Source organism: Martelella sp. HB161492 (assembly GCF_013184775.1).
In the GTDB taxonomy this organism is placed as follows: domain Bacteria; phylum Pseudomonadota; class Alphaproteobacteria; order Rhizobiales; family Rhizobiaceae; genus Martelella.
In genome coordinates this window covers 53,833-80,574 of sequence record NZ_JAATVV010000008.1, presented here as the reverse complement: position 1 = coordinate 80,574, position 26,742 = coordinate 53,833, and the positions used below count along the sequence as shown (strand labels likewise).

Genomic DNA, 26,742 nt, shown 5'->3' with positions numbered 1-26,742 from the left:
GAATAAGCTTCATGATGCGCGCCGGACTTCAGGCCGGCTAAAGATCATCGGGGATGGGCACGGCAGTCGTGCCAAGATCTTTTTATGCGGAGATTTGCAATGGCAGATGAAGGCAAGGAAAATCTATCCAAGGCGCCGCTGGAGCTTGTGCTGTCAGCGCTCAAGGTTGATCCGGACAAAGGGCTCAGTGCAGCCGAGGCAGAAGCCAGGCTTGGCCAGTATGGCCCGAATGCGCTGCCCGAGAAGAAGGAGAGCCTGTTCAAGAAGGTTGCGATTCATTTTGTCGGACCGATCGCCTTCATGATCGAAGCGGCTGCTCTTGTATCGCTGTTTCTCGGCGATATCGGCGACTTCGTGATCATTTTCGGTCTGCTGATCTTCAATGCCGGGCTCGAATTCTTTCAGGACAACAAGGCGGCCAATGCACTGACAGCGTTGAAGAATTCGCTGGCACCGCAGGCAACGGCGCTCAGAGACGGTGCCTTTGTCACCATCGATGCGGCGACACTGGTGCCTGGCGATATCGTCAAGATCAGGCTTGGCGGCATCGTTCCAGCGGACATCCGGCTCGTGGGCGGCGATTATGCCTCGATCGACCAGGCGGCACTGACGGGCGAATCACTGCCGGTCACCAAGCATATTGGTGATGAGGCCTATTCCGGAAGTGTGGTGAAGCAGGGCGAGATGACCGCCGTGGTGACGGCAACGGGCGGTGAGACCTTCTTCGGCCGCACGGCGAAACTTGTCGCCGGTGCCGGCGCGGTAAGCCAGGCACAGAAGGCGATGTTTCAGATCGGCAATTTCCTGATCGTTGTCGCAGTGGTGCTGGCGATGATCATGGTTGCCGTTCAGGTCTATGTCGACATCGTCAAGACCGACAATTGGGGCCTGTCGGATGCGCTTGAGATCCTGCAATTCGTGCTGGTTCTGCTGGTTGCTTCGATCCCGGTTGCCATGCCTGCCGTCTTTTCCATCACCATGGCGCTCGGCGCTCTGGCCCTGTCGAAGGAAAAGGCGATCGTCTCGCGGCTGACCTCGATCGATGAGATGGCGGGGGCAGATATTCTCTGCTCCGACAAGACCGGAACCCTGACCAAGAACATTCTCACGCTTGGCGATCCGATCGCCGTTGCCGCTGCCGATCCGCAGGCGATCATTCTCGCCGGAGCGCTGGCCTCGAAGGCGGAAAATGCCGATGCGATCGATGGTGCCGTGATCGGTGCGCTTGCAGATAAATCCGTGCTGAAGGGCTACCGGATCGACAAATTCGTCCCGTTTGATCCGGTTTCGAAGCGCACGCAGGCCTCCGTCACCGGACCGGATGGTGTATCCTTCCTGACGGCGAAGGGTGCCCCGCATGCGATTGTCGAACTGGCCAAGGCGGATGAAGCGGTATCGAAGAAGGTCGATGGCGATGTTTCGGCACTCGGTGCCAAGGGCTATCGTGCGCTTGCCGTTGCCCGTTCGGATGATGGCGGTGCTAGCTGGTCGCTGCTCGGCATCCTGCCGATGTTCGATCCGCCGCGCGATGATTCGAAGTCGACCATCGAAAATGTCGGCACCAAGGGCGTCACGGTCAAGATGATCACCGGTGACGACACGGCGATTGCCCGGGAAACAGCGCGCCAGCTGGGGCTCGGCTCGAATATCATGACGGCTGCGGATGTGTTTCCGCCGGATATGGATCCGGATCATGTGCCGGGACCGATCGCCCGTCAGATCCTGGCGGCCGATGGCTTTGCCCGGGTCTTTCCCGAGCATAAATATGCCATCGTCAAGACGTTTCAGGAGGCCGGCCATCTGGTTGCCATGACCGGTGATGGCGTCAACGATGCGCCGGCACTGAAACAGGCCGATTGCGGTATTGCCGTATCCGGGGCAACGGATGCGGCGCGCGGCGCTGCCGCGCTGATCCTGACGGCGCCGGGCCTTTCCGTGATCCAGAACGCGATTGACGAGGCGCGGCGCATCTTCGGCCGCATCACGGCCTATACGGTCTATCGTGTGGCTCTGACCATGGACATCATGTTCCTGGTCGTGCTGTCGACCATCTTCCTTGGTTTCCAGCCGCTGACACCGATCATGATCGTGATCATGTCGCTGCTGGATGACGTGCCGATCATGACGATTGCCTATGACAACACCACGGTGAGCGAGCAGCCGGTGCGATGGAAGATGCCGCGCTTGCTGACGATTGCCGCCGTGCTTGGCTTTGCCTCGATTGTCGAGTCTTTCGGCCTGCTGCTGATGGGCATGGAGGTTCTGTCGGAGCCGGCCCGCTGGGCCGGGCTCGGGCTGACCAATCAGGCCCATATCCAGTCGATGATGTTCCTGCAGCTGGTCGCCGGGGGGCATTTGCTGCTGCTCGTCGCGCGCAAGGAAAACTGGTTCCTCAAGCCGCCTTTCCCGGCCCGTCCGCTGCTGATCGCGATTGTGCTGACGCAGGTGGCGGCTGTGCTGATGTGTGGTTTCGGAATTCTGGTGCCGCAGCTGCCCTGGCGTCTGATCGGCCTTGTCTGGTGCTATCTGCTGATCTGGCTCTTCATCCTCGGCTTTATCCGCCTGGGGATCGATACCGTGCTGGAGAACCGCTCGCTCAGGCGCGCCATGTCGATTGAGCTTATCAATGCACGCCTAAATCGTTAGGCTTGCGCGCGGGCCGGCCGGACCCCCGGCTGGCCCTTGCAGATCACAGGGCAGAAGGAGGATGGCCATGGATTTTCGCAAGCATCTGGTGGTCGAGCCGGGTAGCAAGGTTCAGCTGAGCAAGATCGATCCGGGTTACCACGGCGAGATCGATAGCAAGAAGGCCGGCGAGGCGGAGCTCGAAAAGGTGCTCGACAGGATCACGCCCTTGCAGGAGCGGCTTTATGCCGAGAAAAAGCATGCGCTTCTCGTGGTGCTGCAGGGCATCGATGCAGCAGGCAAGGATGGCGTCTGCTGGCATGTGATCAGGGCGATGAACCCGCAGGGGACCTATGTCGCGAGTTTCAAGCAGCCCACAGCGACCGAACAGCTGCATGATTTTCTCTGGCGCGTGCATGCCAGAACGCCGGCTTCTGGGCAGGTGGCGGTGTTCAACCGCTCGCATTATGAAGATGTTCTCATTGCCCGGGTTCACAATCTCGTGCCGGAAAAGGTGTGGTCGAAACGCTATCACCAGATCAATATGTTCGAGGAATATCTGTCGGAAAATGGCGTCGCCATCGTCAAGTTCTTCCTCTACATCTCCAAGGATGAGCAGCTCGACCGTTTCGAGAAACGCCTTGAGGACAAGGAACGGCAATGGAAGATCTCAGCCTCCGACTATGCCGAGCGCGAGCGCTGGGATGCCTATATCGAGGCCTATGAGGCGATGCTGGGCAATTGTTCGACCCGGTATGCGCCCTGGTATGTGCTGCCGGCCAATCATAAATGGTTCCGCAATCTGGCGGCGGCGAATATCATCCTCGAGACGCTGGAAGGCATGAATATCGAGACCCCGACGCCAACGGTGGATATTGATGACATCTACCGCAAATATCATCATGCGGTACGCAGCAGCTGATCGCCACCGGCTTTGATTTTCTTCAAGCAAATTCGCCGCACCCTCAACATCTTGCGTTTGGTGCTTATCTGCGGCCTATATGGGGTGTCGCGGTCATTCGCATCATAAGGTGCGAAAGCCAAGAGGGAAGCCGGTGAAAGCCCTTTGAAACGGGGCTGAAGGCCGGCGCTGCCCCCGCAACTGTGAGCGGTGAGAGCCATGTTCATCTGAGCCACTGGACGATTTCCGGGAAGGCAGAGCATGGGTTTTTGACCCGCAAGCCAGGAGACCTGCCGCGACGCGATATTGTCTGAGGGCGGGGTGATCCCAAGGGCGTGATCCGGTGAAACAGGGTGCTGCTGCGCCCTGCTGCTGCTTTGCGTCTTTTTTGGTCAGTGCGCTCTCGTTACCGAGAAGAGGCGCTGAATGCCCCAGATTACCAGGCGAGAACTCGCCCCCGAAACCAACCGGACTGTCGCAGCCGAGCCTGACCAGGTCATCAAGCGCAATGGCGCCTGTGCGCCGTTCGATCCGGCCAAGATCGAGAAGGCCATCCTCAAGGCCGCCATCGCCACAGATGCCTTCGGTCCCGACGAGGCCGCACGTCTGACGGCACTGGTCGTGGCCATTCTCAGCCAGGGCGCCAAAGGGCGTTCGGCGGTCTCGATCGAGCGGATTCAGGATATTGTCGAACGGGTTCTGGTCGGCGCCGACCATTTCGAGACAGCGCGCGCCTATATCGTTCATCGCGAGCGCCATGCCAGTCTGCGCGATGACCGCCGTGTCGCCGTCGACGTGGTCTCCTCGATTGACGAATATCTCGACCGGTCCGACTGGCGGGTCAATGCCAATGCCAATCAGGGATATTCGCTTGGCGGGCTGATCCTCAACGTTTCCGGCAAAGTGACCGCCAATTACTGGCTTTCCCATGTCTATGCCCGCGAGATCGGCGAGGCGCACCGCGCTGGCGATCTGCATATCCACGACCTCGACATGCTCTCCGGCTATTGCGCGGGCTGGTCACTGCGCACGCTTCTGAGCGAAGGGCTGAACGGCGTGCCGGGCAAGGTCGAGGCGGGGCCGGCGAAGCATCTGTCGAGCGCCGTTGGCCAGATCGTCAATTTCCTCGGCACGCTGCAGAACGAGTGGGCCGGTGCGCAGGCTTTCTCGTCTTTTGACACCTATATGGCGCCCTTCATCCGGAAGGACCGGTTGTCCTACGACGAGGTGCGGCAGTCGATCCAGGAACTGATCTATAATCTCAACGTGCCTTCGCGCTGGGGGACGCAGACGCCGTTCACCAATCTCACCTTCGACTGGGTCTGCCCGGATGATCTGAAGGAACAATATCCGGTCATCGGCGGCGTCGAGATGGATTTCGCCTATGGCGATCTCCAGGCCGAAATGGACATGATCAATCGTGCCTATATGGAGGTGATGACGACCGGTGATGACAAGGGCAGGGTGTTTACCTTCCCGATCCCGACCTACAACATCACGCCGGATTTCCCCTGGGAAAGCGAGAACGCCACACGGCTTTTCAACATGACGGCCAAATACGGGCTGCCCTATTTCCAGAATTTCCTCAATTCCGAGCTTTCTCCGAATATGGTGCGCTCGATGTGCTGCCGGTTGCAGCTGGACCTCAGCGAGCTTCTGAAGCGCGGCAATGGCCTGTTCGGTTCGGCGGAGCAGACCGGTTCGCTGGGCGTCGTCACCATCAACTGCGCCAGGCTCGGCTATCTCGCGCGCGGTGACGAGGCAGCGCTTCTCGGCCGGCTCGACCGCCTGCTTGAGCTTGCCCGCGATAGTCTCGAAGTCAAACGCAAGGTGATCCAGCGGCTGATCGATGAGGGGCTGTTCCCCTATACCAGGCGCTATCTCGGCCGGTTGAAGAATCACTTCTCGACGATCGGCGTCAACGGCATCAATGAGATGGTGCGAAATTTCTCCGCTGACCGTGATGATATCACCACGGAGAAGGGCAGGGCGCTGGCCCTGCGGCTACTCGACCATGTTCGCGACCGGATTGTCGGATTTCAGGAGGAAACCGGCCACCTCTACAATCTGGAGGCAACACCGGCAGAGGGAACGGCCTATCGCTTCGCGCGGGAGGACAGGAAGCGCTTTGCCGATATTCTGCAGGCCGGAACGGACGAGCAGCCCTATTACACCAATTCCAGCCAGTTGCCGGTCGGCTTCACCGATGACCCCTTCGAGGCGTTGTCGCTGCAGGAAGAGCTGCAGAAGAAATATACCGGCGGAACCGTGCTGCACCTCTACATGGGGAGCCGCATGTCGTCCGGCGAGGCCTGCAAGAAGCTGGTGCGCCGTGCGCTGGAGAATTTCCGCCTGCCTTATATCACCGTCACCCCGACCTTCTCGATTTGCCCAACCCACGGCTATCTCGCCGGCGAGCATGCTTTCTGCCCGAAATGCGATGCTGAACGGCTGGAACAGAAGCGTCGGGCCATTGCCTGCTGAAAGGACACAAAATGGATATGCAGAACACCATCACCGAAGGACATGAGATCACCCTGGACGACAGCGAGCGCCAGCCTTGCGAGATCTGGACACGGGTGATGGGCTATCACCGGCCGGTCTCCTCATTCAATACCGGCAAGAAGGGGGAATTCAACGAGCGCCGGAATTTCGTTGAGCCCGGCGCCGATGGCTGACCCGAGCGCCGCCGCCGGTCTTCGCATCGGCGGCTTGGAGCCGGTTTCCTTCTGCGACTGGCCAGAGCAGATTGTGGCGACGGTTTTTTTGCAGGGCTGCCCCTGGCGCTGCCCCTATTGCCACAATCCTGATCTTCTGCCGGCCGGCCGCGAGGCGCGCCTGAGCTGGGATGATGTTCTTGGTTTTCTGGAGCGCCGGCGCGGCCTGCTGGATGGTGTGGTCTTTTCTGGCGGGGAGCCGACGGCACAGGCGGGGCTTGAGGCGGCGATAGGCGATGTCAGGCAGCGCGGCTTCCGCGTCGGGCTTCACACCGCCGGGCCCTATCCCGACCGGCTGAAACGGCTCCTGCCGCTGATTGACTGGGTGGGCCTCGATATCAAGGCGCCGTTTGATGATTATGAGACGATCACGCAGGTGCCGCGGAGCGGCGAGAAAGCGCGGCGGAGCCTGATGGCGCTGCTGGAAAGCGGCGTCGATTACAGCCTGCGTACCACCGTGCATCCGGAGCTGCTGGACAGCGCGGCGATCGCGCGAATCAGCGGTGAACTTGCCGGGCTTGCTGCTGATGCGACGCACAGCCAGCCCTATCGTGATGTCGGGGTGGATCAGTCTGCCATGGCCGCAGCCCTTGCGGCGATGCGTCCTGGCCGCTGACGTGCCGGAAGGAAGCTGCCGTGTCGTTCCGACGCGATCTGAAGCCATCCGGACTGAATTTTCCGATTTTGTGTCTGAAACGGAAATTGCCTCTTGCGGGCCGAGACATGAAAAGCTAAAGGGGACGGGCCGTTACGGCAGGTCGGGGTGTAGCGCAGCCCGGTAGCGCACTTGACTGGGGGTCAAGGGGTCGTGGGTTCGAATCCCGCCACCCCGACCATTCTTATCTTGATCGCCCATTCTTCAGAAACAGAGAAATCTCGCCGGGACATGCATGCTCATGTCCCATAGGCTTGCTTGGCATTTTTCCCGCCGCGCCGAATGGCGCTGGCACCGCTGCCAGGTCGCGAAACCGCGCCACACCTGACTGAACCAGAATGCCTGTTCGGTTTGGCGCTCTGGCGCAGGCCGAAAGAGGTTGCGTGAGGTTGCGATATTTCCGCCGCGCCTGTGTTTGGGGGATGGCAAAATGCTGTCACATTTGCGCCAGTCCCTGGCGCAAGTTGATGCCTTTAAAACCGTTTTATATCAATACTATAGCTTTATTCCTGGCGATCATTTCGCCCTAGAATGGCCGCAATGGCGGTGAATTCTTCTGTGGCTGCTTCCTGTTTTTCTCTGGGTAAACAACAACATCGTGCGACAGCCGCCAAGGCTATCGGCTCGCGTTGTCGCATCAACACAGGATCGACAGACAATGACACATTCTTCACCCAAAACGCGATATCGGCGCGCCTTGGCGCGATCGGGCAGAGGCGTTTTCAACCTGATTGGAGCAAGGTGGCTCGGATCCGTCGCATTATGCGGGCTCACCGGGTTTCTTGCCCCGGGACTGGCCAGGGCAAATGACGACTGCAGCCTTGCCCGCATTTCATTCGAAACGACCACGCCCGTCTTTGCGCTGAAGGGGTCGCTGTTTGGTGACCGGCTTTATGTCCAGGGTGATGGTAGCTGGACGCCGCGCCAGATCGTCGCCAAGGCCACGCTGCCCTCGGGCGCTGCCGCCGTTGGCTGCCATGTGCGCGTCTATCCGCAGGCCGTCGATGATGGTCGCTTCTTCTATTCAGACGCGCAGAAAACCGATCAAAACGGAACCGTGCGCGGCTATTGGTTCGCGGATACAAATCCGGATCCGGTGCTGGTTGCGGATAACGCGCAGAACATCCAGCAACGTGCCACGCTTGCAGGGCATGTATCGCAGCTTCCCTTCACCGCGGCCGGTGCTCACGTCCGCTACATCAATTACAAGGCAAACGGCGCCAGTGACTGGCGTGCCTTTTCCGTGTCGATGACACCCGTCACGTCTGGCCGCTATATGTATTATGCTGCAATGAACTGGTGGGGCGGATATCTGGGGCTTCAGCAGACCGGAACCACCTTTCTGGCGCCGCACTCGCGCAAGCTGATCATGACGTTGTGGGACGCCGGACATGGTTTGCCTAAAGTGGTGAACGACCCTTACAAGATTTGCGGCGATGCAGTCGCAGGGACAGCGGAGGGGGATCTTCTCCAATGTTTTTCCGATTATGATTTCCATCTCGGAGAAACCTACACCTTCACCGTCAGAGCCGAACATGTCGTTAGCGGTGCTCTTGATTACACGCTTCACCTCAAGGGGAAGAATGACAGCGGCTTTCCCGACGATTTCGATGTCTTCACAATCCGTGTTCCCAATCCTGATGACTTTTATCCGTCGATTCCGCTTTCCTTTCTGGAAAATTACATCTCTGGAAACCCGTCATGTGCGGATGTCGAGCAAACCCTGATCATCTATTCCGACATATGGTACACGCCTGGAAAGGGGGGCGGACAGTATCCGGTGACGGACGTATCTTTTGATCGCGGGCTCGATGCGGCTTCCGGCGGCTCGGATGTCTGCTTCAACTACGATTACGGCGATACCGATGTTCTGCCGGTTGCCGGAGGGTTTGGCGGCACTGCACCCAATGTCAAAGGCTTCTACATGAGCACCGGCGGCATGGATCTGGTCGGTCCGCCGGAAATCAATGACCCCTATCATTACGCCGGTTCACACTGGACGTTGAACGAACCCTACTTCCAGATAACATCCAACAACGCATTGGGCCAACTGGCTCAGTCCGATCAGCTCGGGCAGCTTTTCGCGGATCACGCCAAGATTGCTGCCATAACCCAGGATGGGGCCTGGGTCGGGACTATCAGACTGCCGGACCATGTTGCCGAGGGGAGCAAGTTCAGTCTGACGGTGAATTCCACCCTGCCGGTCAATCTGTTCGCGAATGGCTCGGACCGGGCGTTCACCAAGGGGGAGAGCGCAGAACTGGTTTTCAGTCACAATCAGTGGTTCGACCAGGACGCCGTGATCCAGACTGACTACTACGTCGTGCCGACGGATGCGCTGTCCTTGCTCTCAAACTCGAGCGACTATCTGAAACAGCTCTACCTTCAGCACGACTCGATCGAAGTTGATACGGCGGATGGTGCCTGGACCGGGAGAGTTATCTTGCCGACGGGTATCAGGAACGGATCGCGCTTCAAGCTGGTTGTAAATTCCACCTGGTCTGTGGCGCTGAACGTCGATGGCTCGGAGACGGAAGTCGCGAAAGGTGAGACGGCAGAGCTGACCTATCGTGGCGGCAAATGGCTTGAGGTGAAAAAGTCCCTGTCGAACTGATGCCGCGTCGGCCAGTCGACACTTAAGCTTCGGATAGGGGCTGCAACGGGCGCGTCCCCTATCCGACAATGTTGGATCTTCTCTGCTGTGGCGACAGCGCTAGAGCCGATGAACGATCTATTTGTATTTCTTTGCAAAGCGGCTCGCCGCGTCACTGAAGCGCTCGCGCGCGCTCGGGCGGCGGCGAAACAAGCGGCGGCGCGGACTATGCGCCTGTTCGCAGGCACGTCCCGACAAGAAGCCTGCACCAAAGGCAAGGAGGCCAATCAGGGCCAGAGCTGAGCCGCTGGCGGCGGGATGCTTGCGGGCGGTCAGCGCGAGCGCATTGACTTCATCACGCACCACATCCTGAACGCTTTGAGGCCGCGCGGGGCGCAAACGTTCCAGAAGATCGGACGGCGTGGACACTTTATCGAACATGGCAAACTCCTTTTCTCTCACAAGCCTTCCCATCGGACCGGCCCTGGCCTTTCAACAAGGTGCGGGCAGGACACCACGCCTCACCATGTGGCGGCGAAGCAATCATGTCATATCCATCAGATAGGTACTGCTCACTAAAAGAAAAAGCGTTTGGCCACCCGAAGGTTCCAATTCGTCCCGCCGGAAAACCGGCGGGCTGGAAAGCCGCGAAACAAGTGCGACTTTAGATGAACAGCATGAACGCTACAAAAGCGAATGCTGCGCAGACGACGACCGCCTGCAGAGACCGTGAAATGCTCATCGCGGTTTCCTCCTGTTTTCAGCAAAGATATGATGGTTTCAGGCGATACGAAAGCAAAATCATTGCTGCATCGCCGCAATATATATGCGCTTCATGCTCATCATCACGCCGCTTGTAAGGGGTTTATTGTCCTTGACCAAGTGACTAAATCGGTTTGTTTTCATACCTTTGTCTAAGGGAATTCATGCGCCACGGGGCTGTTTTTTTGCTGTGCGACTGCGATATTTTGTCTTCCCGGGGTGGAACGATTTTTCAATGCTTTCGCTTCACACTCTCGCAACGCTGTTGAAGACCGCCAACATGTCGATATTTTCGAGGCGGAATCGGGGTCTGTTTCATCCCCTGCATCGTAAAGGAGAGACAATTTGGAGAGCGTCGTAGCCGAAACGACTGAAGTTGCCAGCCATAGTGTCAGCTTTGTTGCTGTGGCGCTTGTCATTGCGGTTGCTGCGATTGCCGGTATTGCCTTTCTCTGGCTGCGCCAGCCGCCGCTTGTCGGCTTCATTCTTGCCGGTGTCCTGCTCGGGCCGACCGGCTTCAAGCTGATCGAAAATAGTGAGAGCGTTGCCTTCCTGGGGGAGATGGGCGTGGTAATGCTGCTGTTTTTCATCGGCATGGAGCTGTCCATCCGCGCATTTGTCATGTCGCTCAGGCAGGCCCTGCTTGTCGTCTGCGGCCAGCTTGTCAGCGCCATGGCGCTGGCGGCCATTATTGGTGCGCTGGTTCACGCCTCACCGCGTGAAATGATTATCCTCGGCTTTGTCATCGCCATGTCGTCGACGGTCGTGGCGATGAAGATGCTGGATGAAATGGGCGTCCTGCGCGGCGATGCCGGGCGTATCGCTGTTGGCGTGCTGATTGCTCAGGATATCGCCGTCGTGCCGATGCTGATTTTCGAATCAAGCTTCGGCGGTGCTGGTTTTGACGTGACAAGCACGGTGCTGAAGGTTCTGGTGGCCGTCGGCTTGATGGCCGGGCTGCTCTGGTATTTCGGCCGCTATGGCAAACTGAAAGTGCCCTTTGCCGACAGACTTGAAGATAAGGTCGAGCTGCTGGCGCTCGGGGCGCTGGCCTTGTGTTTCGGTGCTGCCGCGCTGACCGGCGTTGCCGGTCTCTCGCCGGCTTATGGTGCCTTCCTCGCTGGGATCTGTGTCGGCAATTCGACGCTGCGCAGCCGTATCATTCCGGTGATCGAGCCGATCCAGAGCGTGCTGCTGGTGATTTTCTTCCTGTCGATCGGTCTTCTGATCGACCTCGGCTATATCTGGGACAAGCTCTTTACGGTTCTGTTTGCCGCCATCGCCATTGTCGCCGCCAAATCGGTGCTGAATGTCATGCTGCTGCGCTGGACCGGCTCGTCGCCGCAGACGGCGCTGGTTGCCGGTCTCTCCATGGCTCAGGTGGGAGAATTCTCCTTCGTGCTCGCCGCAGCCGGTCTTGCCGCCGGAGCACTGGGTGAGGATCTCTATCGCCTGGTCATCGCCGTCACTGCGATCAGCCTGCTGGTGTCGCCCGTCTGGGTGTCGGTGATGCGGCGCTTGCAATCCATGGCCCAGGAAGGGCTGGAAAGCTACCGCAAGGCGCTTGCCATTGCCTATGCGGATGAGCTGCAGGAGGTCGGGCGAGGGCGGGCTGAGATCGCCCTGCGTGTCGCCGCGTTCAGGGCGCGTATCACGGCCTTTCGTATGGCGCATCATGAGCGGCGGGCGGTACGGCAGGCGAGAAAGCGCGACTCAGAAGGCAAATAGCCATAAAAAAACGCGCGGCCGAAGCTGCGCGTTTTTTGAAAACTCATGGAGACCGAAGATTACTTGATCTTGGTTTCCTTGAATTCCACATGCTTGCGTACGACCGGATCATATTTGGTCTTGACCATCTTTTCCGTCATCGTGCGGCTGTTCTTCTTTGCTACATAGAAGGTGCCGGTGCCAGCCGTGGACAGCAGCTTGATAAGTATCGTGGTTGCCTTTGCCATTTTCGTTCCGCCTTAAGAGCAGTCCGCCTTCTCATCGAAATGCGGAACCGGTATGCCCGGACTTTGCTTAAAAACTCAAAAAAAGCGCCCAGCTTCGATACGAAGGGCTGAACGCTTCGCTAGGATCGCCTGTGACCAGTTTATTCCGGCCCTGGCGAAGTCTGGCGGGACACTACGAATCCTGACGCAAAAGTCAAGGCTGACGACGCCGAAAAACAAGGCGAACCACTGCAAGCAGCAGGTAAAGGCCAAAGAAAATGGCTATAGCTCCGGCAAAGCCGTCCTTGCCGGCCACATCCATGGCGCTGCCGATCGCCTGCGGTCCGATGACGGTGCCGATAGCGTAGCAGAAGATGAAGGCGGCATTGGCGGCCGCAAGGTTGGCGCCGGAAAACCGCGTGCCCATGTGGCTGAGGCCAACCGTGTAGAGCCCGGCAATGGAGCCGCCGAAGAAGAGCAGGACGATGGCGGTCAGCATGAAGCTGTGGACGATAAACGGCAAAGCGAGCGCGCCGACAAAGCCGATCACGGCCAGCGCCAGCAACATCTGGCGGCGATCCTTCAGATGATCGGTGATCATGCCGATCGGGATCTGGAAGATCAGGTTGCCGACCCCCATCAGCGTCAGCAGCAGGGCTGCATGCTGTTCGGAAAAGGCGGAGCGCGTCGCAAAAATCGGAAACAGTGACAGGCCGCCCGCTTCCACCGCACCGAAGATGAACACGGCGGCGGTGGCGGAGGGAACGGCGAAGATATAGCGGAAGAAATGCAGATCCGGCGGCGTGTCGATGCTCGGACCGTCATTGCGGGCGATGAAGACGGGAATGGCGGCGGCCAGAATGATGACGGCGCCGATGGCGAAGGGCAGGAGTCCGGCGCTACCGGTTGCCGAGAAGATCAGCGGGCCCGCGGCAAAGCCGAGCGACATCACCGTTGCGTAGCAACCGAGAACGAGGCCGCGCCGATGTGGCGGCGCCGCGGCGTTGATCCAGAATTCCGACAGGATGAACAGGGTGGAAATTGCGCCGTGAAAGGTGAAGCGGAGCGGGAACCACATCCAGAAATGCGGCGCGTAATAGAAGCCGAGTGCGGAAAGTGCGGCAATGAGGATGGCGCCGATCATGGTAGGCGCCGCGCCAAATCTGTGCGCCAGCCGTGTGGTCAGTGGCGCCGCCATCATCGAGGCAATCCCGGCCATGGCGGAATTGAAGCCGATCATCGAGGAGGAGATGCCGCGCTTTTCGAGAATCACGCTCAGGAGCGGGAGGCCAAGTCCCATCGCCATTCCGACGGCGGTAACGGCGGCGATGGCGGCAACCAGAGAACGCCAGCGAATGACCGTCGGGGCGGCCTCGGACGAAGACTGCGGCATGTAGTATCATTTCCTCAAGAGGGCCGGTCCCCGGCCGAAACAGAGCATCTGCATCCTGCCCGCGTCTGCAAATGTCACAGCGAACTGTCCTTCGCTGCGATGAAACGCGTTTTCGATGTGCAGATCTCATAGACCAACTTTACCCGCTGGCAAATATTTTTGCGCAAATCTGGACAGTATCTGGCCGCGTGCGTGATAGACCTCATCGTCAGAGGAAGGGCATTCAGATGATTCCATGGGAAGAACTCGATGAAGCTTCGATACCGGGCGAGACCGGTACGCTCAGGCTTAAGCGGCGCGGCACGGAATATTCCATCATGCTCGGCGCCAATGAGCTGATGAACAGCCGTCTTTCCGGTTCGGAGGAAGCACTGGCCGAGCTTGCCTTTGAAAAGCTAGCCGCCCGCAAGGCGCCGGTGATGCTGATTGGCGGGCTTGGCATGGGCTTCACTTTGCGTGCGGCCCTTGCTGTTTTGCCTGAGGATGCCAGGGTGATCGTCGCCGAGCTGGTGGCTGCGGTGGTCAAATGGGCGCGAGGGCCGATGGCCCCGGTGTTCAAGGGCTGTCTGGATGATCCGCGCGTGGAAATTTTCGACGGCGATGTCGCCGCGCTGATCTCGGGATCAAAGCATGCCTTCGATGCCATTCTGCTCGATGTCGACAACGGGCCGGACGGCCTGACGCGGGCGGGAAATGATGGCCTTTATGATTTTCAGGGACTTTCGCGGAGCCGAAAGGCGCTGACGGCAAGCGGTGTGCTGGCCATCTGGTCCTCCGGCCCGGATGAACGTTTCACCGGGCGGATGAAAAAGAGCGGTTTTGACACCGAGGTTCACATGGTGCGCGCCAATGCCAAGCGACGCGGCCTCAAGCACGTGATCTGGCTTGGCGTGGCGCGGTGAGAACATTGATTTCCTGCGTGACCGGGGCTAAAGGACTGGCCTGCGCGGGACGACCCGCGTCGTCGTGATCATTCCGGGACGGCCCGGCCCACTTTTGAAAAGGAGGGCCGCCATGGCCTGGTTCTATCTTGCAATCGCCGGTGTGCTGGAAATCGTCTGGGCTTTCTCGATGAAGAAATCCGCCGGCTTCACATTGCCCGTTCCCACCACCATCACGATCGTCGCGTCGCTGGCAAGCTTTGTTCTGTTGTCGGTTTCCATGCGGTCCCTGCCGCTTGGCACCGCCTATACGGTCTGGACCGGGATTGGCGCTGTCGGCGCCTTTGCCATCGGTATTGCCATTCTGGGCGAGGCCGTGACGCCCGGAAGGCTGATTGCGGCCGTATTGATCATCTCGGGGATCGTGCTGATGAAACTGTCAGGCTCCGAGGCCTGAGCGGATGCGGAAGGTCGGTGCGATGCGCGGTGAGGGGGCGTTCAGCGACGCCCCCGGCTCCTGCCAGCGCCGCCGCCGCGCTGGACGCGGCCGCGCTTTGACTTGTGGAACGAGCGCTGGGCGCCCGGCAGTTTGCGGCCGGAACTCAGCATCTCGAAGCGCAGGGCGCCGGCCAGCGGGATCGCTTCGACAAGCTGGACCTCGACCGTATCGCCCAGCTGGTAGCCAAGCCCGCTTTTTTCGCCCACCAGTGCCTGACGCACCTCGTCGTGAACAAAGAAATCGGCGCCAAGCGTGGAGACCGGGATGAAGCCGTCGGCCCCATAATCGGGAAGCGAAATGAACAGGCCCGAGCGGGTGACGCCGGCCACCCTGCCGTCAAAGCTTTCGCCGATGCGGCCCGCCAGATGGTGAGCGATCAGCCGGTCAACCGTCTCGCGCTCTGCCGCCATGGCGCGGCGCTCGAAGGTCGAGATTTCGGCGGCGATGTCGTCAAGCTGCGTCTCTTCCTCGCGCGTCAGTCCACCGTCACCGAGGTGAAGGCCTGCGACCAGCGCGCGATGAACGATCAGGTCGGCATAGCGGCGGATCGGCGAGGTGAAATGGGCATATTTCATCAGATTGAGGCCGAAATGGCCGCCATTTTCCGGTGAATAGACTGCCTGGCTCTGCGAGCGCAGCACCATTTCATTGATCAGATCCTTGTGCGGGCTGCCTTCGGCCTTGGCAAGGATGCCGTTGAAGGCATTGGCGCGCAATGCACCGCCCTTGGCAAGCGGGATCGACAGTGTCGCCAGAAATTCGCGCAGCGTCTCCTGCTTGGACAAAGAGGGCTGGTCGTGAACGCGGTAGATCAGCGGCTGTTTCTTCTGTTCCAGTGTCTCGGCCGCGGCGACATTGGCCTGGATCATCATCTCCTCGATCAGCTTGTGCGCATCGAGGCGGGCGGGAACGGTGACGCGGTCCACCGTACCGTCGTCCTTCAGCAGGATCTTGCGTTCAGGCAGGTCGAGATCGAGCGGCTGGCGACGGTCGCGCCCGCGCGTCATGATGGCGTAGGCGGCCCATAGCGGCTTTAGGACGGGCTCGAGCAGCGGTCCGGTCTTGTCATCGGTTTTGCCGTCAATCGCTGCCTGAGCCTGCTGGTATGAGAGCTTGGCGGCGCTCTTCATCATGATGCGATGGAAGGTGTGGGACGCCTTGCGGCCGTCTTTGGAAAAGACCATGCGCACAGCAAGGGCAGGGCGGTCCTCGCCCTCACGCAGCGAGCAGAGATTGTTGGAAATACGCTCCGGCAGCATCGGCACGACGCGATCGGGGAAATAGACCGAATTGCCGCGTTTCAAGGCTTCGCGATCCAGGGGCGAGCCCGGGCGGACATACCAGGAGACATCGGCAATCGCCACCGTGACGATCACGCCGCCCTCATTTTCAGGACGAGTGTCCGCTTCGGCATAGACGGCGTCGTCATGGTCCTTGGCATCCGGCGGATCGATGGTCACCAGCGGCACATCGCGCCAGTCCTCGCGCTTTGACATGTCGGCAGGCTTGGCAGCCTCGGCCTCGTCAAGGACGGGTTTGGGGAAGATATGCGGAATGCCATGGGCGTGGATGGCGATCATCGAGACCGCCTTTTCGGAAGCCAGCGAACCGACAATGCTGAGCACAGAACCGCGCGGCAGGCCGAATCGGCCCGAGCGCTGAACATCAACCTCCACAAGGTCGCCGTCTTTGGCGCCGCCAAGATCGGCCTCGGTGATCGCGATCTCACTGTCGCGCCGGTCGATCGGCATCAGCCGGGCGTCACCATCCTCCATCATCCGGATCACGCCGAGGGCGGCGAGCTTGCGCTTGTCGATCAGCTTGATGACGCGGCCGGTATAGGCCGGCCCGGTTTCCGACTTGGAGCGGAAGATCTTGGCGACCACCCGGTCGCCGATACCGGCGGCGGGGGCGCCTTTCTTGCCGCGCGTCGCACCGGGCGGCTGGCGGATCAGAACGGCAGGCGCCGCGCCTTCCTCTTCCGGCCATTCGGCGGGGCGGGCGATCAGTTCGCCGTCCTTGTCGCGGGTGGTGATGTCGAGCACCGTCACCGGTGGCAGCGCGCCCGGGCGCATCAGGCTCTTGCGCTTTTTCTGCAGCATGCCCTCGTCTTCGAGGTCGCGCAGCGCATCCTTGAGCGCAATGCGCTCCGCACCCTTGATGCCAAAGGCCTTGGCGATTTCACGCTTTGAGGCGCGGTCAGGATTTTCCGAAATGAAGCGCAGCAGCACGTCACGCGGCGGCACCTGACCATGGATGATCGGTGCGTCGGCGGATTTGGTCGGCAAGTTCTTGCCGGAACGGGGTTTTGCGATCAATTGTCACCGCTTTCGGCTTCGCCCGCGGACGCGCTGTCGGCCTTTTTCCTGGCCGGCGCTTTCTTCTTCGCAGTTGAAGCGGTTTTGGACTTGGCAGCACTTTTCTTCGCTGCCGGTTTCTTCTCGCTGGTCTTGTCGGCGTCCGCCTTCTTGGCCGTCGTCTTCTTTGCAGCGGTCTTTTTGGCAGGCTTCTTGGTCCCGGCCTTGGCGGCAAGAAGCGGCAGGGCCTCTTCCAGGGTCACGCTTTGCGGATCCTTGCCCTTGGGCAGGGTGGCGTTGATTTTGCCCCAGTTGACATAGGGGCCGTAACGGCCGTCACGCACGGTAATTTCGCCGCCATCGGGATGGTCGCCAAGGCTTTTCAGCGCTGCAGGCGTGGCACGCCCGCGGCCGCCCTTGGCCTTCTTGTCCGCCAGCACCGACACGGCGCGGTTGACACCGATCGAGAACACATCCTCGATGCTTTCCAGATTGGCATAGGTGCCGTCATGCAGCACGAAAGGTCCGTAGCGGCCGAGCCCGGCAGAGATCATCTTGCCGGATTCCGGATGCTGGCCGACATCGCGCGGCAGCGACAGGAGCGCCAGCGCCTTTTCGAAATCGACATCTTCGGGTTTCCAGCCGCGCGGCAGCGAGGAGCGTTTGGCCTCCTTGCCGTCACCGCGCTGGACATAGGGGCCAAAACGGCCGGTTCTGAGTGTCACCTGTTCGTCGGTGACCGGATCCTTGCCAAGCTCCTTCGGCTCGTTCGGGTTGACACCCGATGCATCGGCCTCGGCATCGGCGGAGAGCTGGCGGGTGTAATTGCATTCGGGATAGTTGGAGCAGCCGACAAAGGCGCCATATTTGCCGAGCTTCAGCGACAGCTGGCCGGTGCCGCAGACCTGACACTGGCGCGGATCGCCGCCATCCTCACGCTTGGGGAAGACCAGCGGCGCCAGTGCTTCATTCAATGCGTCAAGCACATTGGTGACGCGCAGCTCCTTGGTGTCCTCCACCTGGGCGAAGAAATCCTTCCAGAAATCGCGCAGCACCTGTTTCCAGTTCAGCTTGCCGTCGGAAATCTCGTCGAGCTTTTCCTCAAGCCCTGCCGTGAAGTCATATTCGACATAGCGGGTGAAGAAGTTTTCGAGGAAGGCCGTCACCAGCCGGCCCTTGGCCTGCGGAATCAGCTTGCGCTGGTCGATATTGACATAGTCGCGGTCGCGCAGGGTCGCGAGCGTCGAGGCATAGGTCGACGGGCGGCCGATGCCGAGCTCTTCCAGCTTCTTGATCAGCGAGGCTTCCGAATAGCGCGGCGGCGGCTCGGTGAAGTGCTGGCTGGCATTGACCTTTTCCTTGCCGAGGCTTTCGGCCTGGTTGATCTCGGGCAGGCGTCCATCGTCGTCGCCGTCATCGCCGGGGGTCTGTTCCTCGCGGTTGTCGGTATAGGCCGCAAGAAAGCCATCGAAGCGCACGACGGTGCCGACGGCACGCAGACCGGCGCGATCGGACCCGCTGGCAGCGATGATTTCAGCGGTGGTGCGTTCCATCTCGGCAGAGGCCATCTGGCTGGCAATGCCGCGCTTCCAGACCAGATCGTAGAGCCGGAACTGATCAGCGTCGAGATAGCGTTTCACCATGGCCGGTGTGCGCGAGAAATCGGTGGGGCGGATGGCCTCGTGAGCCTCCTGCGCATTCTTGGCCTTGGTGGAATAGGCCCGCGGCGCTGGCGGCAGGTAGCGGGCACCGAACTGGTCGCCAATCGCAGCACGGGCGGCTTCGATGGCTTCCGGCGCCATCTGCACGCCGTCGGTACGCATATAGGTGATCAGACCGGCGGTTTCTCCACCGATATCGACGCCTTCATAGAGGCGCTGGGCAACCTGCATGGTCCGCGAAGCCGAAAAGCCCATGCGCGAGGAGGCTGCCTGCTGCAGTGTTGACGTGGTGAAGGGCGGGCCGGGATTGCGCTTGACCGGCTTTGCCTCGACGCTTTCCACCGTATAGGCCGCACTTTCCAGCATGGCCTTGATGCGATTGGCAGTCTCGCCGTTTCCGATCGATTGTTTCTGGACGCGCTTGCCTTCAGCCGAAACCAGGCGGGCCTCGAAAACATCGCCGCGCGGCGTTTTCAGATCGGCGGAAATGCGCCAGTATTCTTCAGGCACGAAACGCTCGATCTCGCTTTCGCGGTCGCAGACCAGACGCAGCGCCACCGACTGCACTCGGCCGGCAGAGCGGGCGCCAGGCAGTTTGCGCCAGAGCACTGGCGAAAGATTGAAGCCGACCAGATAATCGAGGGCGCGCCGGGCCAGATAGGCATCGACCAGCGCCTCATCGATATCGCGCGGATGCGCCATGGCATCGAGAACAGCGTTTTTGGTGATGGCGTTGAACACCACCCGCTTGACCGGCTTCTGGCCGATGACGCGCTTCTTCTTCAAGACATCGAGAACATGCCACGAAATGGCTTCACCTTCGCGATCCGGGTCCGTTGCCAGGATCAGGCCATCGGCGGATTTCAGCGCATCGGCAATATCCTTGATCCGCTTTGCCGAAGCTGAATCCACCTGCCACGACATGGCGAAGTCCTCATCCGGCAAAACCGAACCATCCTTGGCGGGCAGATCCCTGACATGGCCGAAGGACGCGAGAACCTTGTACCCCTTGCCGAGATATTTATTGATTGTCTTGGCTTTCGCTGGGGATTCTACAACGACTACGTCCATCACTCTGTCTCAATTCTTTCTTGGGGCCGGCATAACAAGAAAAAGCCAGTTTTGCATTCGCCCGTTGGCTTCCGACATGGACAGTGATTTCCGTCCGGTCAAGCCCTAGCACCGAAAATTTGGCTGCATTGGCAAAATACAACCTATAAGTGCTATTTAGTTTATTGCAATCGCAGGGCAAGTTGTTATGGTGAGCAAGCTTGGCTTCGACAGGAGGTCGGGCCAGCCGTAGTTTTAGTCAAACCGGACACAGTCAGAATGTCGAATTTGTCTTCAAATGACAAAACCCAGGTCCACCTCGCTGACAGCATCGAGTATATTCGACAGATGCTCGGCGAGCTCAGGCGCCTGGCCGACGCGTCCGGCGAGGACATGCTGAGCTATCTCATCGACATGGCCTATATCGAGGCGACCGATCTGCAGTCCCGCTCCAAACCAAAAATGTGACCTCTTTCCCGTCTCAACTGCGGCCGGGAATATAATTACGAGTACGGCTGTAAAAAGACGGTTACATTCAAAAGACGATTTTTCCCGGTTTCATTCGTTTTTTCTGACCTTCCGGCCATTTCTGCCGCGCCTCCCGCATTGCCTGACCTGCTCATGCCAGTGAAACCATGCCACCGGCATGGCGTACCAGCCGCCCGGCCAGATCGAGTTCGAGCAGCAGCAACTGCACCTTGCCTGCAGCTATGCCGGTGAAGCTGATCAGATCATCCAGATGACATGGGCTTGGCCCCAGCGCTTCGGCGAGCCGGGAGCGCTCATCCTCGCTTGGCGGCATCAGGTCATCCTGGTTTTGCCCGTCCCTGCCATCTTCGGCGCCGGGCGACATCGGCAGTTCCATCTGGGTCAGCGGCGCCAGCGCCTCCAGCACATCATCGGGGCTGCAGATGATTGATGCCCCTTGCCTGATCAGCCGGTTGGTTCCCTCCGAGCGCGGATCAAGCGGCGAGCCGGGCACCGACAGGACAATGCGGCCGAACTCGTTCGCCAGTCTTGCCGTGATCAGCGAGCCGGAGCGCATCGCCGCCTCGACGACAACAACTGCAAGTGAGGTACCGGCGATAAGCCGGTTGCGCCTGGGAAAGTCGCGCGCACGCGGTTCCCAGCCAAAGGGCATTTCCGTGATCACCACGCCGCCTTCATCGGCAATGGCATGATAGAGCTCGTGATTCTCGGGCGGGTAGGGCCTGTCCAGCCCACCGGCGATTGCCGCCAGAGTTCCATGGGCGAGGCTTGCGCGATGAGCGGCCGCGTCGATGCCGCGGGCAAGACCGGAAACGACACTGTAGCCAGCGCTGCCGGCCGCACGAGCAATCATGGCGGTGAACTTGGCGCCGCTGACCGAAGCATTGCGGGCGCCGACGATTCCGAGCGCGGGTCGGGTCGCGACATTGCCGTTGCCCTTCATCGCCAGAAGCGGGGGAGCGCCCTCGATCGTGCGCAGCGCCGGGGGATAATCCGGCTCGCCAACCCCGACAAAGCGGGCACCGAAGCGGTGGGCTGTCTCCATCTCGCGCTCGGCCTCAGCGATGGTCGCGATCCTGATCGCACGGGATGAGCCGCCGCGTGCTGCAAGTTCGGGGATCATCTGAAGGGCTGTCTCGGCGGTTCCGTAATGGTTGATCAGTGACCGGAAGGTCACCGGCCCGACATTGTCGCTGCGAATCAGTCTGAGCCAGGCCAGCCGCTGCTTGTCGGTGAGGACGATGCCGGATCGTCTCAATGGCGAGGCGGCCGCACTGAATTCGCCGCCCTTCAATAGGTCATTCGGCATAGATCGGCACCAAGACTAAAGAACATTCTCTGGTGCCGGTCTGTGGTCATCCCTTATCTCCGATCCGGCTTTCCGTGCCGGAAATCAAGCGCTCGATATTTGCCTTGTGTCGCCACCATGAGATCAAGGTCATGACGGCGAAAACCAGCGACATTTCTGGTTGCTTCATTATCCACAACGCAACCGGAATGACAAGGGTTGCAACCAGAGCGGCGAGCGAGGAATAGCGGCTGAGGCGGGCAACCACGAGCCAGACGAAGGCAAAAACCAGCACCACGGCAGGCGCCAGCCCGAGAAGCGCGCCAATATAGGTTGCAACGCCTTTGCCGCCCTTGAAGCCGAGCCATACCGGAAAAAGATGGCCAATAAAGGCGGCAAAGGCGGCCAGTATGCCAGCATCATGGCCGTAAAGCGCGGTGGCGAGGATGGCCGCGGCCGTCGCCTTGAAGGCATCCAGCAGCAGCGTCAGTGCTGCCAGGTGGCGCTTGCCGGTTCTCAGAACATTGGTGGCACCGATATTGCCGGAACCGACCTTACGGATGTCGCCGAGTCCGGCGATCCGGGTGATCAGCAGGCCAAAGGGGATCGATCCCAGAAGATAGCCACCGACGAGCACGATGGCGGCCTGTGCCAGGGTCACGTGAAAGAAAAGGATCTCAGTCATGGGCCGGTCCTTCTGGACTGTTGTCGGGGCATTACCGTTTTATGCGAAACGGGAAGATGCGCTAAGTCTATTATCGACGCGATCGTTCCGGCAGAAGCTTTTTTTGCTTGTGCCGGAACGGCAGGGGCGAGACGCAACGCCAATAGGCCGCGCGGCGCTCTAGAGGCTGCGCTGATAGACACACTTGCCGCCGACATAGGTTGCAACGGCGCGGCCTGAAAAACGGGCATCCTCAAAGGTGGTGTTCTTCGAACGCGAGCGGATCGTTTCGGGGCCGACAATCCAGGGCTCTTCCAGGTCGATCAGTGTCACGTCGGCGCGCGCACCGGCTTTCAGCGTTCCGGCTTCCAGCCCGAACAGTTTTGCCGGCCGTGTCGAAAGCGCGTCGATCAACCGCATCAGCGGGACCTCGCCCGAGTGATGCAGGCGAAGGGCGGCCGAGAGCATGGTTTCCAGCCCGATTGCGCCGTTCTCGGCTTCGGAGAAGGGAAGGCGCTTGGTATCGACGTCCTGGGGATCATGCGAAGAGACGATGATGTCGATCAGCCCGTTCTTCAGGGCCTCGACCATCGCAAGCCTGTCTTCTTCGGCGCGCAGCGGTGGCGACAGCTTGAAGAAGGTGCGGTATTCGCCGATGTCATGCTCGTTGAGCGTCAGATGGTTGATCGAGATGCCGCTCGAGACATTGGCGCCGCGCTCGCGGGCGACCCGGATGGCTTCGGTGGATTGCGGCACCGAGATCTTGGCGGCGTGATAGCGGACCCCTGTCAGGGTTGCCAGCCGCAGGTCACGCTCGAGCGGAATGATTTCCGCCTCGCGCGGAATGCCGGCAAGGCCCAGCCAGCTGGCAAACAGGCCCTCATTCATGTCGCCTGCCGAGAGATAGGGATCGCGTGGCTCCAGCGACACGACGCTGTCGAAGGAGCGGGCATAGGTCATGGCACGGCGCAGCACGCGGTTGTCGGCAATCGGATGCTGGCAATTGGTGAAGGCAACGGCGCCTTCTTCCTTCAGCAGACCGAGTTCCGTCATTTCCGTGCCCTTCAGCCCCTTGGTCAGGGCGGCAGCCGGATAGATGTTGACGACGGCGTTGTCGCGTGCGGTCTTCAGAACAAATTCAAGCAGCGCGATATCATCGATCGGCGGATTGGTGTCCGGCATCATGATGAAGGAGGTGATGCCACCGGCCGCCGCCGCATGGCTTGCCGATTCGATTGTCTCGGTATGCTCGAGACCGGGCTCGCCGACGAAGACATGCGAATCCACCAGCCCCGGCGTTGCAACGAGGCCTTCACAGTCGACCACTTCGGCGCCTTCGGGGATGCCCTGGTTCGCCGCCTCCGGACCGGCCGCGGCAATGATGCCGTCCTTGATGATGATGGTGCCTCTGGCATCGAGATCGCGCGAAGGATCAACGACCCGCGCATTGGTCAGAACCAGCGTTGTCATGGGCGCGGCCCTCCGTTTTCAGACAGCATCAGTGTTTCCATCACCGCCATGCGCACGGCAACGCCCATTTCCACCTGCTTTTCGATCACGCTCTGCGGACCGTCGGCAACATCGGTGGCGATTTCGACGCCGCGGTTCATCGGGCCGGGATGCATCACCAGTGCGTCTTCCTTGGCGGCTTTCAGCTTTTCGGCGTCCAGTCCCCAGAAGCGGAAATATTCCCGCACCGAAGGCACGAAGGAACCGGCCATGCGCTCGCGCTGCAGGCGCAGCATCATCACGACATCGGCGCCCTTCAGTCCTTCTTCCATTGTGTCGAACACTTCGACGCTCATGTCGCGCATGCCGGCGGGCAGCAATGTCGCCGGTCCGACAACGCGGACGCGTGCGCCCATCGTGTTCAGCAGAATGATGTTGGAGCGCGCGACACGCGAGTGGAGAATGTCGCCGCAGATTGCCACGATGATATTGTCGAGGCGGCCCTTGGCGCGGCGGATCGTCAGCGCGTCGAGCAATGCCTGAGTCGGGTGCTCGTGGGCACCGTCGCCGGCATTGACCACCGAGCAGGCGACCTTGCGCGACAGAAGCGCTGCAGCGCCTGCCGAGGAATGGCGGATCACCAGAACATCCGGGTGCATGGCGTTCAGCGTCATGGCGGTATCGATCAGCGTTTCACCCTTTTTGACGGATGAATTGCCGACCGACATATTCATGACATCGGCGCCGAGCCGTTTTCCCGCCAGTTCAAACGATGCCTGGGTTCGGGTCGAAGCCTCAAAGAACAGATTGATCTGGGTGAGGCCGCGCAAGGTAGATGTTTTCTTCTCGCGGGCGCGATTGAGCTTGATTGCCTCTTCGGCCTTGTCGAGAAGGGTTTCGATATCGACAGGGGAAAGGCCCTGAATGCCGATCAGATGGCGATGGGGAAAGAAGACCATAAAGCTTTCCTCCGTATGGGGTCTTGCGGTCTATAATGGCTGTGCGTCCACCCTGCAAGCGCCTGATCGCATTGTTACCCGGGTTTGACATGGCACGTCCCGGCGTGCCAACTGCTGCCGAAGAGAAGAGAAGTGATCCGAATGACGCCAAGCCGGTCTGACACGATATATAGTCAACTCAATCAGCCGAGGCCGTTTACGGGCATCAATGCCTATCAGTCGGATCCGCTGCTGGGCGATCTGACGCGCAGTCTGTCAAAGCCGCTCAGGGATGATCTGCTGACGCTCGGACGCCATGTGACCTCGTCGGAAGCGCAGGAACTGGCGCGCATGGCCAATATCCACGCACCGATCCTGAAGACCCATGGTCCGGCGGGCGAACGCATCGACAGTGTTGAATATCACCCTGCCTGGCACGCATTGATGCGCCGCTCCATGTCATCGGGGCTGCATTCATCGCTTTGGGAGCCGCCGCTTGATGCCGATTCGCGCAGCAAGGCGCACAAGATCCGGGCGGTGCGGATGTTCCTGAGCGCGCAGCTGGAATGCGGTCATCTTCTGCCGATGTCATCGACCTCGGCTGCTGTTTCCGTTCTGGCGGCCTCGCCGCAATTGCGGGCCATCTGGGCACCGAAAATACTGACGCGCCGCTATGATTCGACGACGCGGCCCGGCGGGCAGAAATCCGCCGTGACCGTGGGGCTGGCCATCGCCGAAAAACAGGTTGGCAGCGATCTGAAGGCCGTGACCACGCGTGCCGAGCGCGTCGGCGAGGGGATCTATCGCCTGAGCGGCCACAAGTGGTCGGTCGCCGCGCCGATGAGCGACGCCTTTATCATGCTGGCGCAGACCGAGGCCGGGGTGGGCTGCTTCATCGTGCCGCGCATTCTGGATGACGGCCAGCCGAATGGCCTGCATCTTCAGCGGATCAAGGATCTGCTCGGCATGCGATCGGTCGGCGTGGCGGAAATGGAATTTTCCGATGCGTTCGGCTTTCTGCTCGGTGGGCCGGGTGAGGGGTCTCGCACGGTGCTTGATATGCTGACGCTGATGCGGCTTGACCAGGCCGTTATCGCCGGCGGACTGATGCGCGCCGCGCTGGCCGAGGCCGTGCATGCCAGCCGGTCCCGCCTGGTGCAGGGGCGGCCGCTTGTCGCCCAGCCGCTCATGCTCAGGGTTCTGGCCGATCTGGCGCTCGATGTCGCCGCAGCCGGCTCCCTTTCCTTCCGTCTGGCCGAATCATTCGACCGGGCAAGGGATAGTGGCGAGGAAGCCGCTTATGCACGGGTCATGACGCCGGTGACGCGGTATTTCGCCACCAAGCTCGCGCCCGCCGTCATTGCCGAGACGATGGAGGTCATGGGCGGCAACGGCTATAGCGAGGACCGGGTCCTGGCGCGCCATTACCGTGATGCGCCCGCACTCGCCATTCTTGATGGCGGCGGAAACATGATGGCGCTGGATCTGCTCAAGGTCGTCGACCACGGTGCGGATCTGTTTGAGGCCGTATTCCGGCTGATCGGCCGCGATCTCGGCAGTTCAGGCGCCAAGATCATCGAGGTGCTGCGCGCAGCGATGGCGCTTTGCCGCTCTGATCCCAGTGCTGCGCGGATCTTTGTCGAACAGCTGGCGCATGCTGCTGCGGCGGCGGAGCTTTATCGCCTCGGTGCCGGGCGGATTGCCGATGCCTATCTGGAAACCAGGCTGGCATCGGGCTGGCGTTCGAGCTACGGCATGCTCGATACCCGCTTCGATGCAGGCTATATCGTCGAGCTCCTCTTTCCCAAGGCCGACTGACCAGGGCCTGCCTTGTCTCTGGCAAAGTCTCTGGCAATTCTGGCTGCAACGAAAAAGGCGGCGCCAGAGGCACCGCCTTCGATCAGTTTCCTGATCGTGATCCGCGAGCGGGTCGCTCAAGCAGACCG

The 26,742-nt window shown here is 60.3% G+C and carries 20 protein-coding genes, 1 tRNA gene and 1 riboswitch; of the genes, 12 read left to right on the top strand and 9 right to left on the bottom strand.

The window, feature by feature from the left end; genetic code table 11:
- Nucleotides 1–99 precede the first annotated feature (99 nt).
- The 7 genes from HCK86_RS14560 to HCK86_RS14530 all read left to right on the top strand — a co-directional run bounded on the left by HCK86_RS14560 (nt 100) and on the right by HCK86_RS14530 (nt 9,512).
- The gene (locus HCK86_RS14560; RefSeq protein WP_176085204.1) at nt 100–2,646 is read left to right on the top strand and encodes a plasma-membrane proton-efflux P-type ATPase; all 2,547 of its coding nucleotides are present in this window, start codon (nt 100–102) and stop codon (nt 2,644–2,646) included.
- Nucleotides 2,647–2,713: 67 nt separating this feature from the next.
- Entirely contained in the window at nt 2,714–3,547 is an 834-nt protein-coding gene (locus tag HCK86_RS14555; RefSeq protein ID WP_176085203.1) for a polyphosphate kinase 2 family protein, read from the top strand.
- A gap of 73 nt (nt 3,548–3,620) precedes the next feature.
- Nucleotides 3,621–3,839: riboswitch (cobalamin riboswitch) on the top strand.
- A gap of 113 nt (nt 3,840–3,952) precedes the next feature.
- A complete protein-coding gene (locus HCK86_RS14550) occupies nt 3,953–6,010 on the top strand; it encodes a ribonucleoside triphosphate reductase (RefSeq protein ID WP_176085202.1) in 2,058 nt (685 codons plus the stop codon).
- 11 nt (nt 6,011–6,021) lie between these two features.
- Nucleotides 6,022–6,204 (top strand): anaerobic ribonucleoside-triphosphate reductase, encoded by a 183-nt coding sequence (nrdD, locus tag HCK86_RS14545; RefSeq protein ID WP_176085201.1) that lies wholly within the window; start codon nt 6,022–6,024, stop codon nt 6,202–6,204.
- On the top strand, nt 6,197–6,859 hold the full coding sequence (locus HCK86_RS14540; protein WP_176085200.1) for an anaerobic ribonucleoside-triphosphate reductase activating protein: 663 nt from the start codon (nt 6,197–6,199) through the stop codon (nt 6,857–6,859). Before nrdD ends, HCK86_RS14540 begins: the two co-directional genes overlap by 8 nt.
- Before the next feature lie 143 nt (nt 6,860–7,002).
- Nucleotides 7,003–7,079, top strand: a tRNA-Pro gene (locus HCK86_RS14535).
- A gap of 477 nt (nt 7,080–7,556) precedes the next feature.
- Nucleotides 7,557–9,512 carry a hypothetical protein gene (locus tag HCK86_RS14530; protein ID WP_176085199.1) on the top strand — a complete coding sequence of 652 codons (1,956 nt, stop codon included), beginning with the start codon at nt 7,557–7,559 and terminating at the stop codon, nt 9,510–9,512.
- Nucleotides 9,513–9,629: 117 nt separating this feature from the next.
- Here HCK86_RS14530 and HCK86_RS14525 read toward each other — a convergent pair whose 3' ends face one another.
- On the bottom strand, nt 9,630–9,932 hold the full coding sequence (locus HCK86_RS14525) for a hypothetical protein (protein WP_176085198.1): 303 nt from the start codon (nt 9,930–9,932) through the stop codon (nt 9,630–9,632).
- A gap of 666 nt (nt 9,933–10,598) precedes the next feature.
- Here HCK86_RS14525 and HCK86_RS14520 point away from each other — a divergent pair.
- On the top strand, nt 10,599–11,981 hold the full coding sequence (locus tag HCK86_RS14520; RefSeq protein WP_210259917.1) for a cation:proton antiporter: 1,383 nt from the start codon (nt 10,599–10,601) through the stop codon (nt 11,979–11,981).
- 59 nt (nt 11,982–12,040) lie between these two features.
- On the opposite strand, the gene rpmG is transcribed toward HCK86_RS14520, so the two are convergent.
- Nucleotides 12,041–12,208: a 50S ribosomal protein L33 gene (rpmG, locus tag HCK86_RS14515; protein WP_176085197.1), complete on the bottom strand. Its 168-nt coding sequence runs from the start codon at nt 12,206–12,208 to the stop codon at nt 12,041–12,043.
- A 193-nt stretch (nt 12,209–12,401) separates the two neighbouring features.
- Complete coding sequence (locus HCK86_RS14510; RefSeq protein ID WP_176085196.1) at nt 12,402–13,580, bottom strand: MFS transporter; 1,179 nt, start codon at nt 13,578–13,580, stop codon at nt 12,402–12,404.
- Nucleotides 13,581–13,807: 227 nt separating this feature from the next.
- Between HCK86_RS14510 and HCK86_RS14505 the strand changes: the two genes are divergently transcribed.
- On the top strand, nt 13,808–14,482 hold the full coding sequence (locus HCK86_RS14505) for a hypothetical protein (RefSeq protein WP_176085195.1): 675 nt from the start codon (nt 13,808–13,810) through the stop codon (nt 14,480–14,482).
- Between the two features lie 112 nt (nt 14,483–14,594).
- Nucleotides 14,595–14,918: a multidrug efflux SMR transporter gene (locus HCK86_RS14500; protein WP_176085194.1), complete on the top strand. Its 324-nt coding sequence runs from the start codon at nt 14,595–14,597 to the stop codon at nt 14,916–14,918.
- A 41-nt stretch (nt 14,919–14,959) separates the two neighbouring features.
- On the opposite strand, the gene rnr is transcribed toward HCK86_RS14500, so the two are convergent.
- Together rnr and topA are read right to left on the bottom strand one after the other, a co-directional pair.
- The gene (gene rnr, locus HCK86_RS14495; protein ID WP_348641085.1) at nt 14,960–17,275 is read right to left on the bottom strand and encodes a ribonuclease R; all 2,316 of its coding nucleotides are present in this window, start codon (nt 17,273–17,275) and stop codon (nt 14,960–14,962) included.
- Complete coding sequence (gene topA, locus HCK86_RS14490; RefSeq protein ID WP_176085192.1) at nt 17,275–19,989, bottom strand: type I DNA topoisomerase; 2,715 nt, start codon at nt 19,987–19,989, stop codon at nt 17,275–17,277. Before topA ends, rnr begins: the two co-directional genes overlap by 1 nt.
- A gap of 258 nt (nt 19,990–20,247) precedes the next feature.
- Between topA and HCK86_RS14485 the strand changes: the two genes are divergently transcribed.
- On the top strand, nt 20,248–20,436 hold the full coding sequence (locus tag HCK86_RS14485; RefSeq protein ID WP_176085191.1) for a hypothetical protein: 189 nt from the start codon (nt 20,248–20,250) through the stop codon (nt 20,434–20,436).
- Between the two features lie 151 nt (nt 20,437–20,587).
- On the opposite strand, the gene dprA is transcribed toward HCK86_RS14485, so the two are convergent.
- The 4 genes from dprA to HCK86_RS14465 form a co-directional block, all read right to left on the bottom strand.
- On the bottom strand, nt 20,588–21,766 hold the full coding sequence (gene dprA / locus HCK86_RS14480; RefSeq protein ID WP_176085190.1) for a DNA-processing protein DprA: 1,179 nt from the start codon (nt 21,764–21,766) through the stop codon (nt 20,588–20,590).
- Between the two features lie 46 nt (nt 21,767–21,812).
- Nucleotides 21,813–22,430: a glycerol-3-phosphate 1-O-acyltransferase PlsY gene (plsY, locus tag HCK86_RS14475; protein WP_176085189.1), complete on the bottom strand. Its 618-nt coding sequence runs from the start codon at nt 22,428–22,430 to the stop codon at nt 21,813–21,815.
- Nucleotides 22,431–22,589: 159 nt separating this feature from the next.
- Nucleotides 22,590–23,879: a dihydroorotase gene (locus tag HCK86_RS14470; protein WP_176085188.1), complete on the bottom strand. Its 1,290-nt coding sequence runs from the start codon at nt 23,877–23,879 to the stop codon at nt 22,590–22,592.
- Nucleotides 23,876–24,817, bottom strand: coding sequence for an aspartate carbamoyltransferase catalytic subunit (locus tag HCK86_RS14465; protein ID WP_176085187.1), 942 nt, complete (start codon nt 24,815–24,817; stop codon nt 23,876–23,878). Before HCK86_RS14465 ends, HCK86_RS14470 begins: the two co-directional genes overlap by 4 nt.
- Before the next feature lie 141 nt (nt 24,818–24,958).
- Between HCK86_RS14465 and HCK86_RS14460 the strand changes: the two genes are divergently transcribed.
- Nucleotides 24,959–26,614, top strand: coding sequence for an acyl-CoA dehydrogenase family protein (locus HCK86_RS14460; protein ID WP_176085186.1), 1,656 nt, complete (start codon nt 24,959–24,961; stop codon nt 26,612–26,614).
- Nucleotides 26,615–26,742 lie beyond the last annotated feature (128 nt).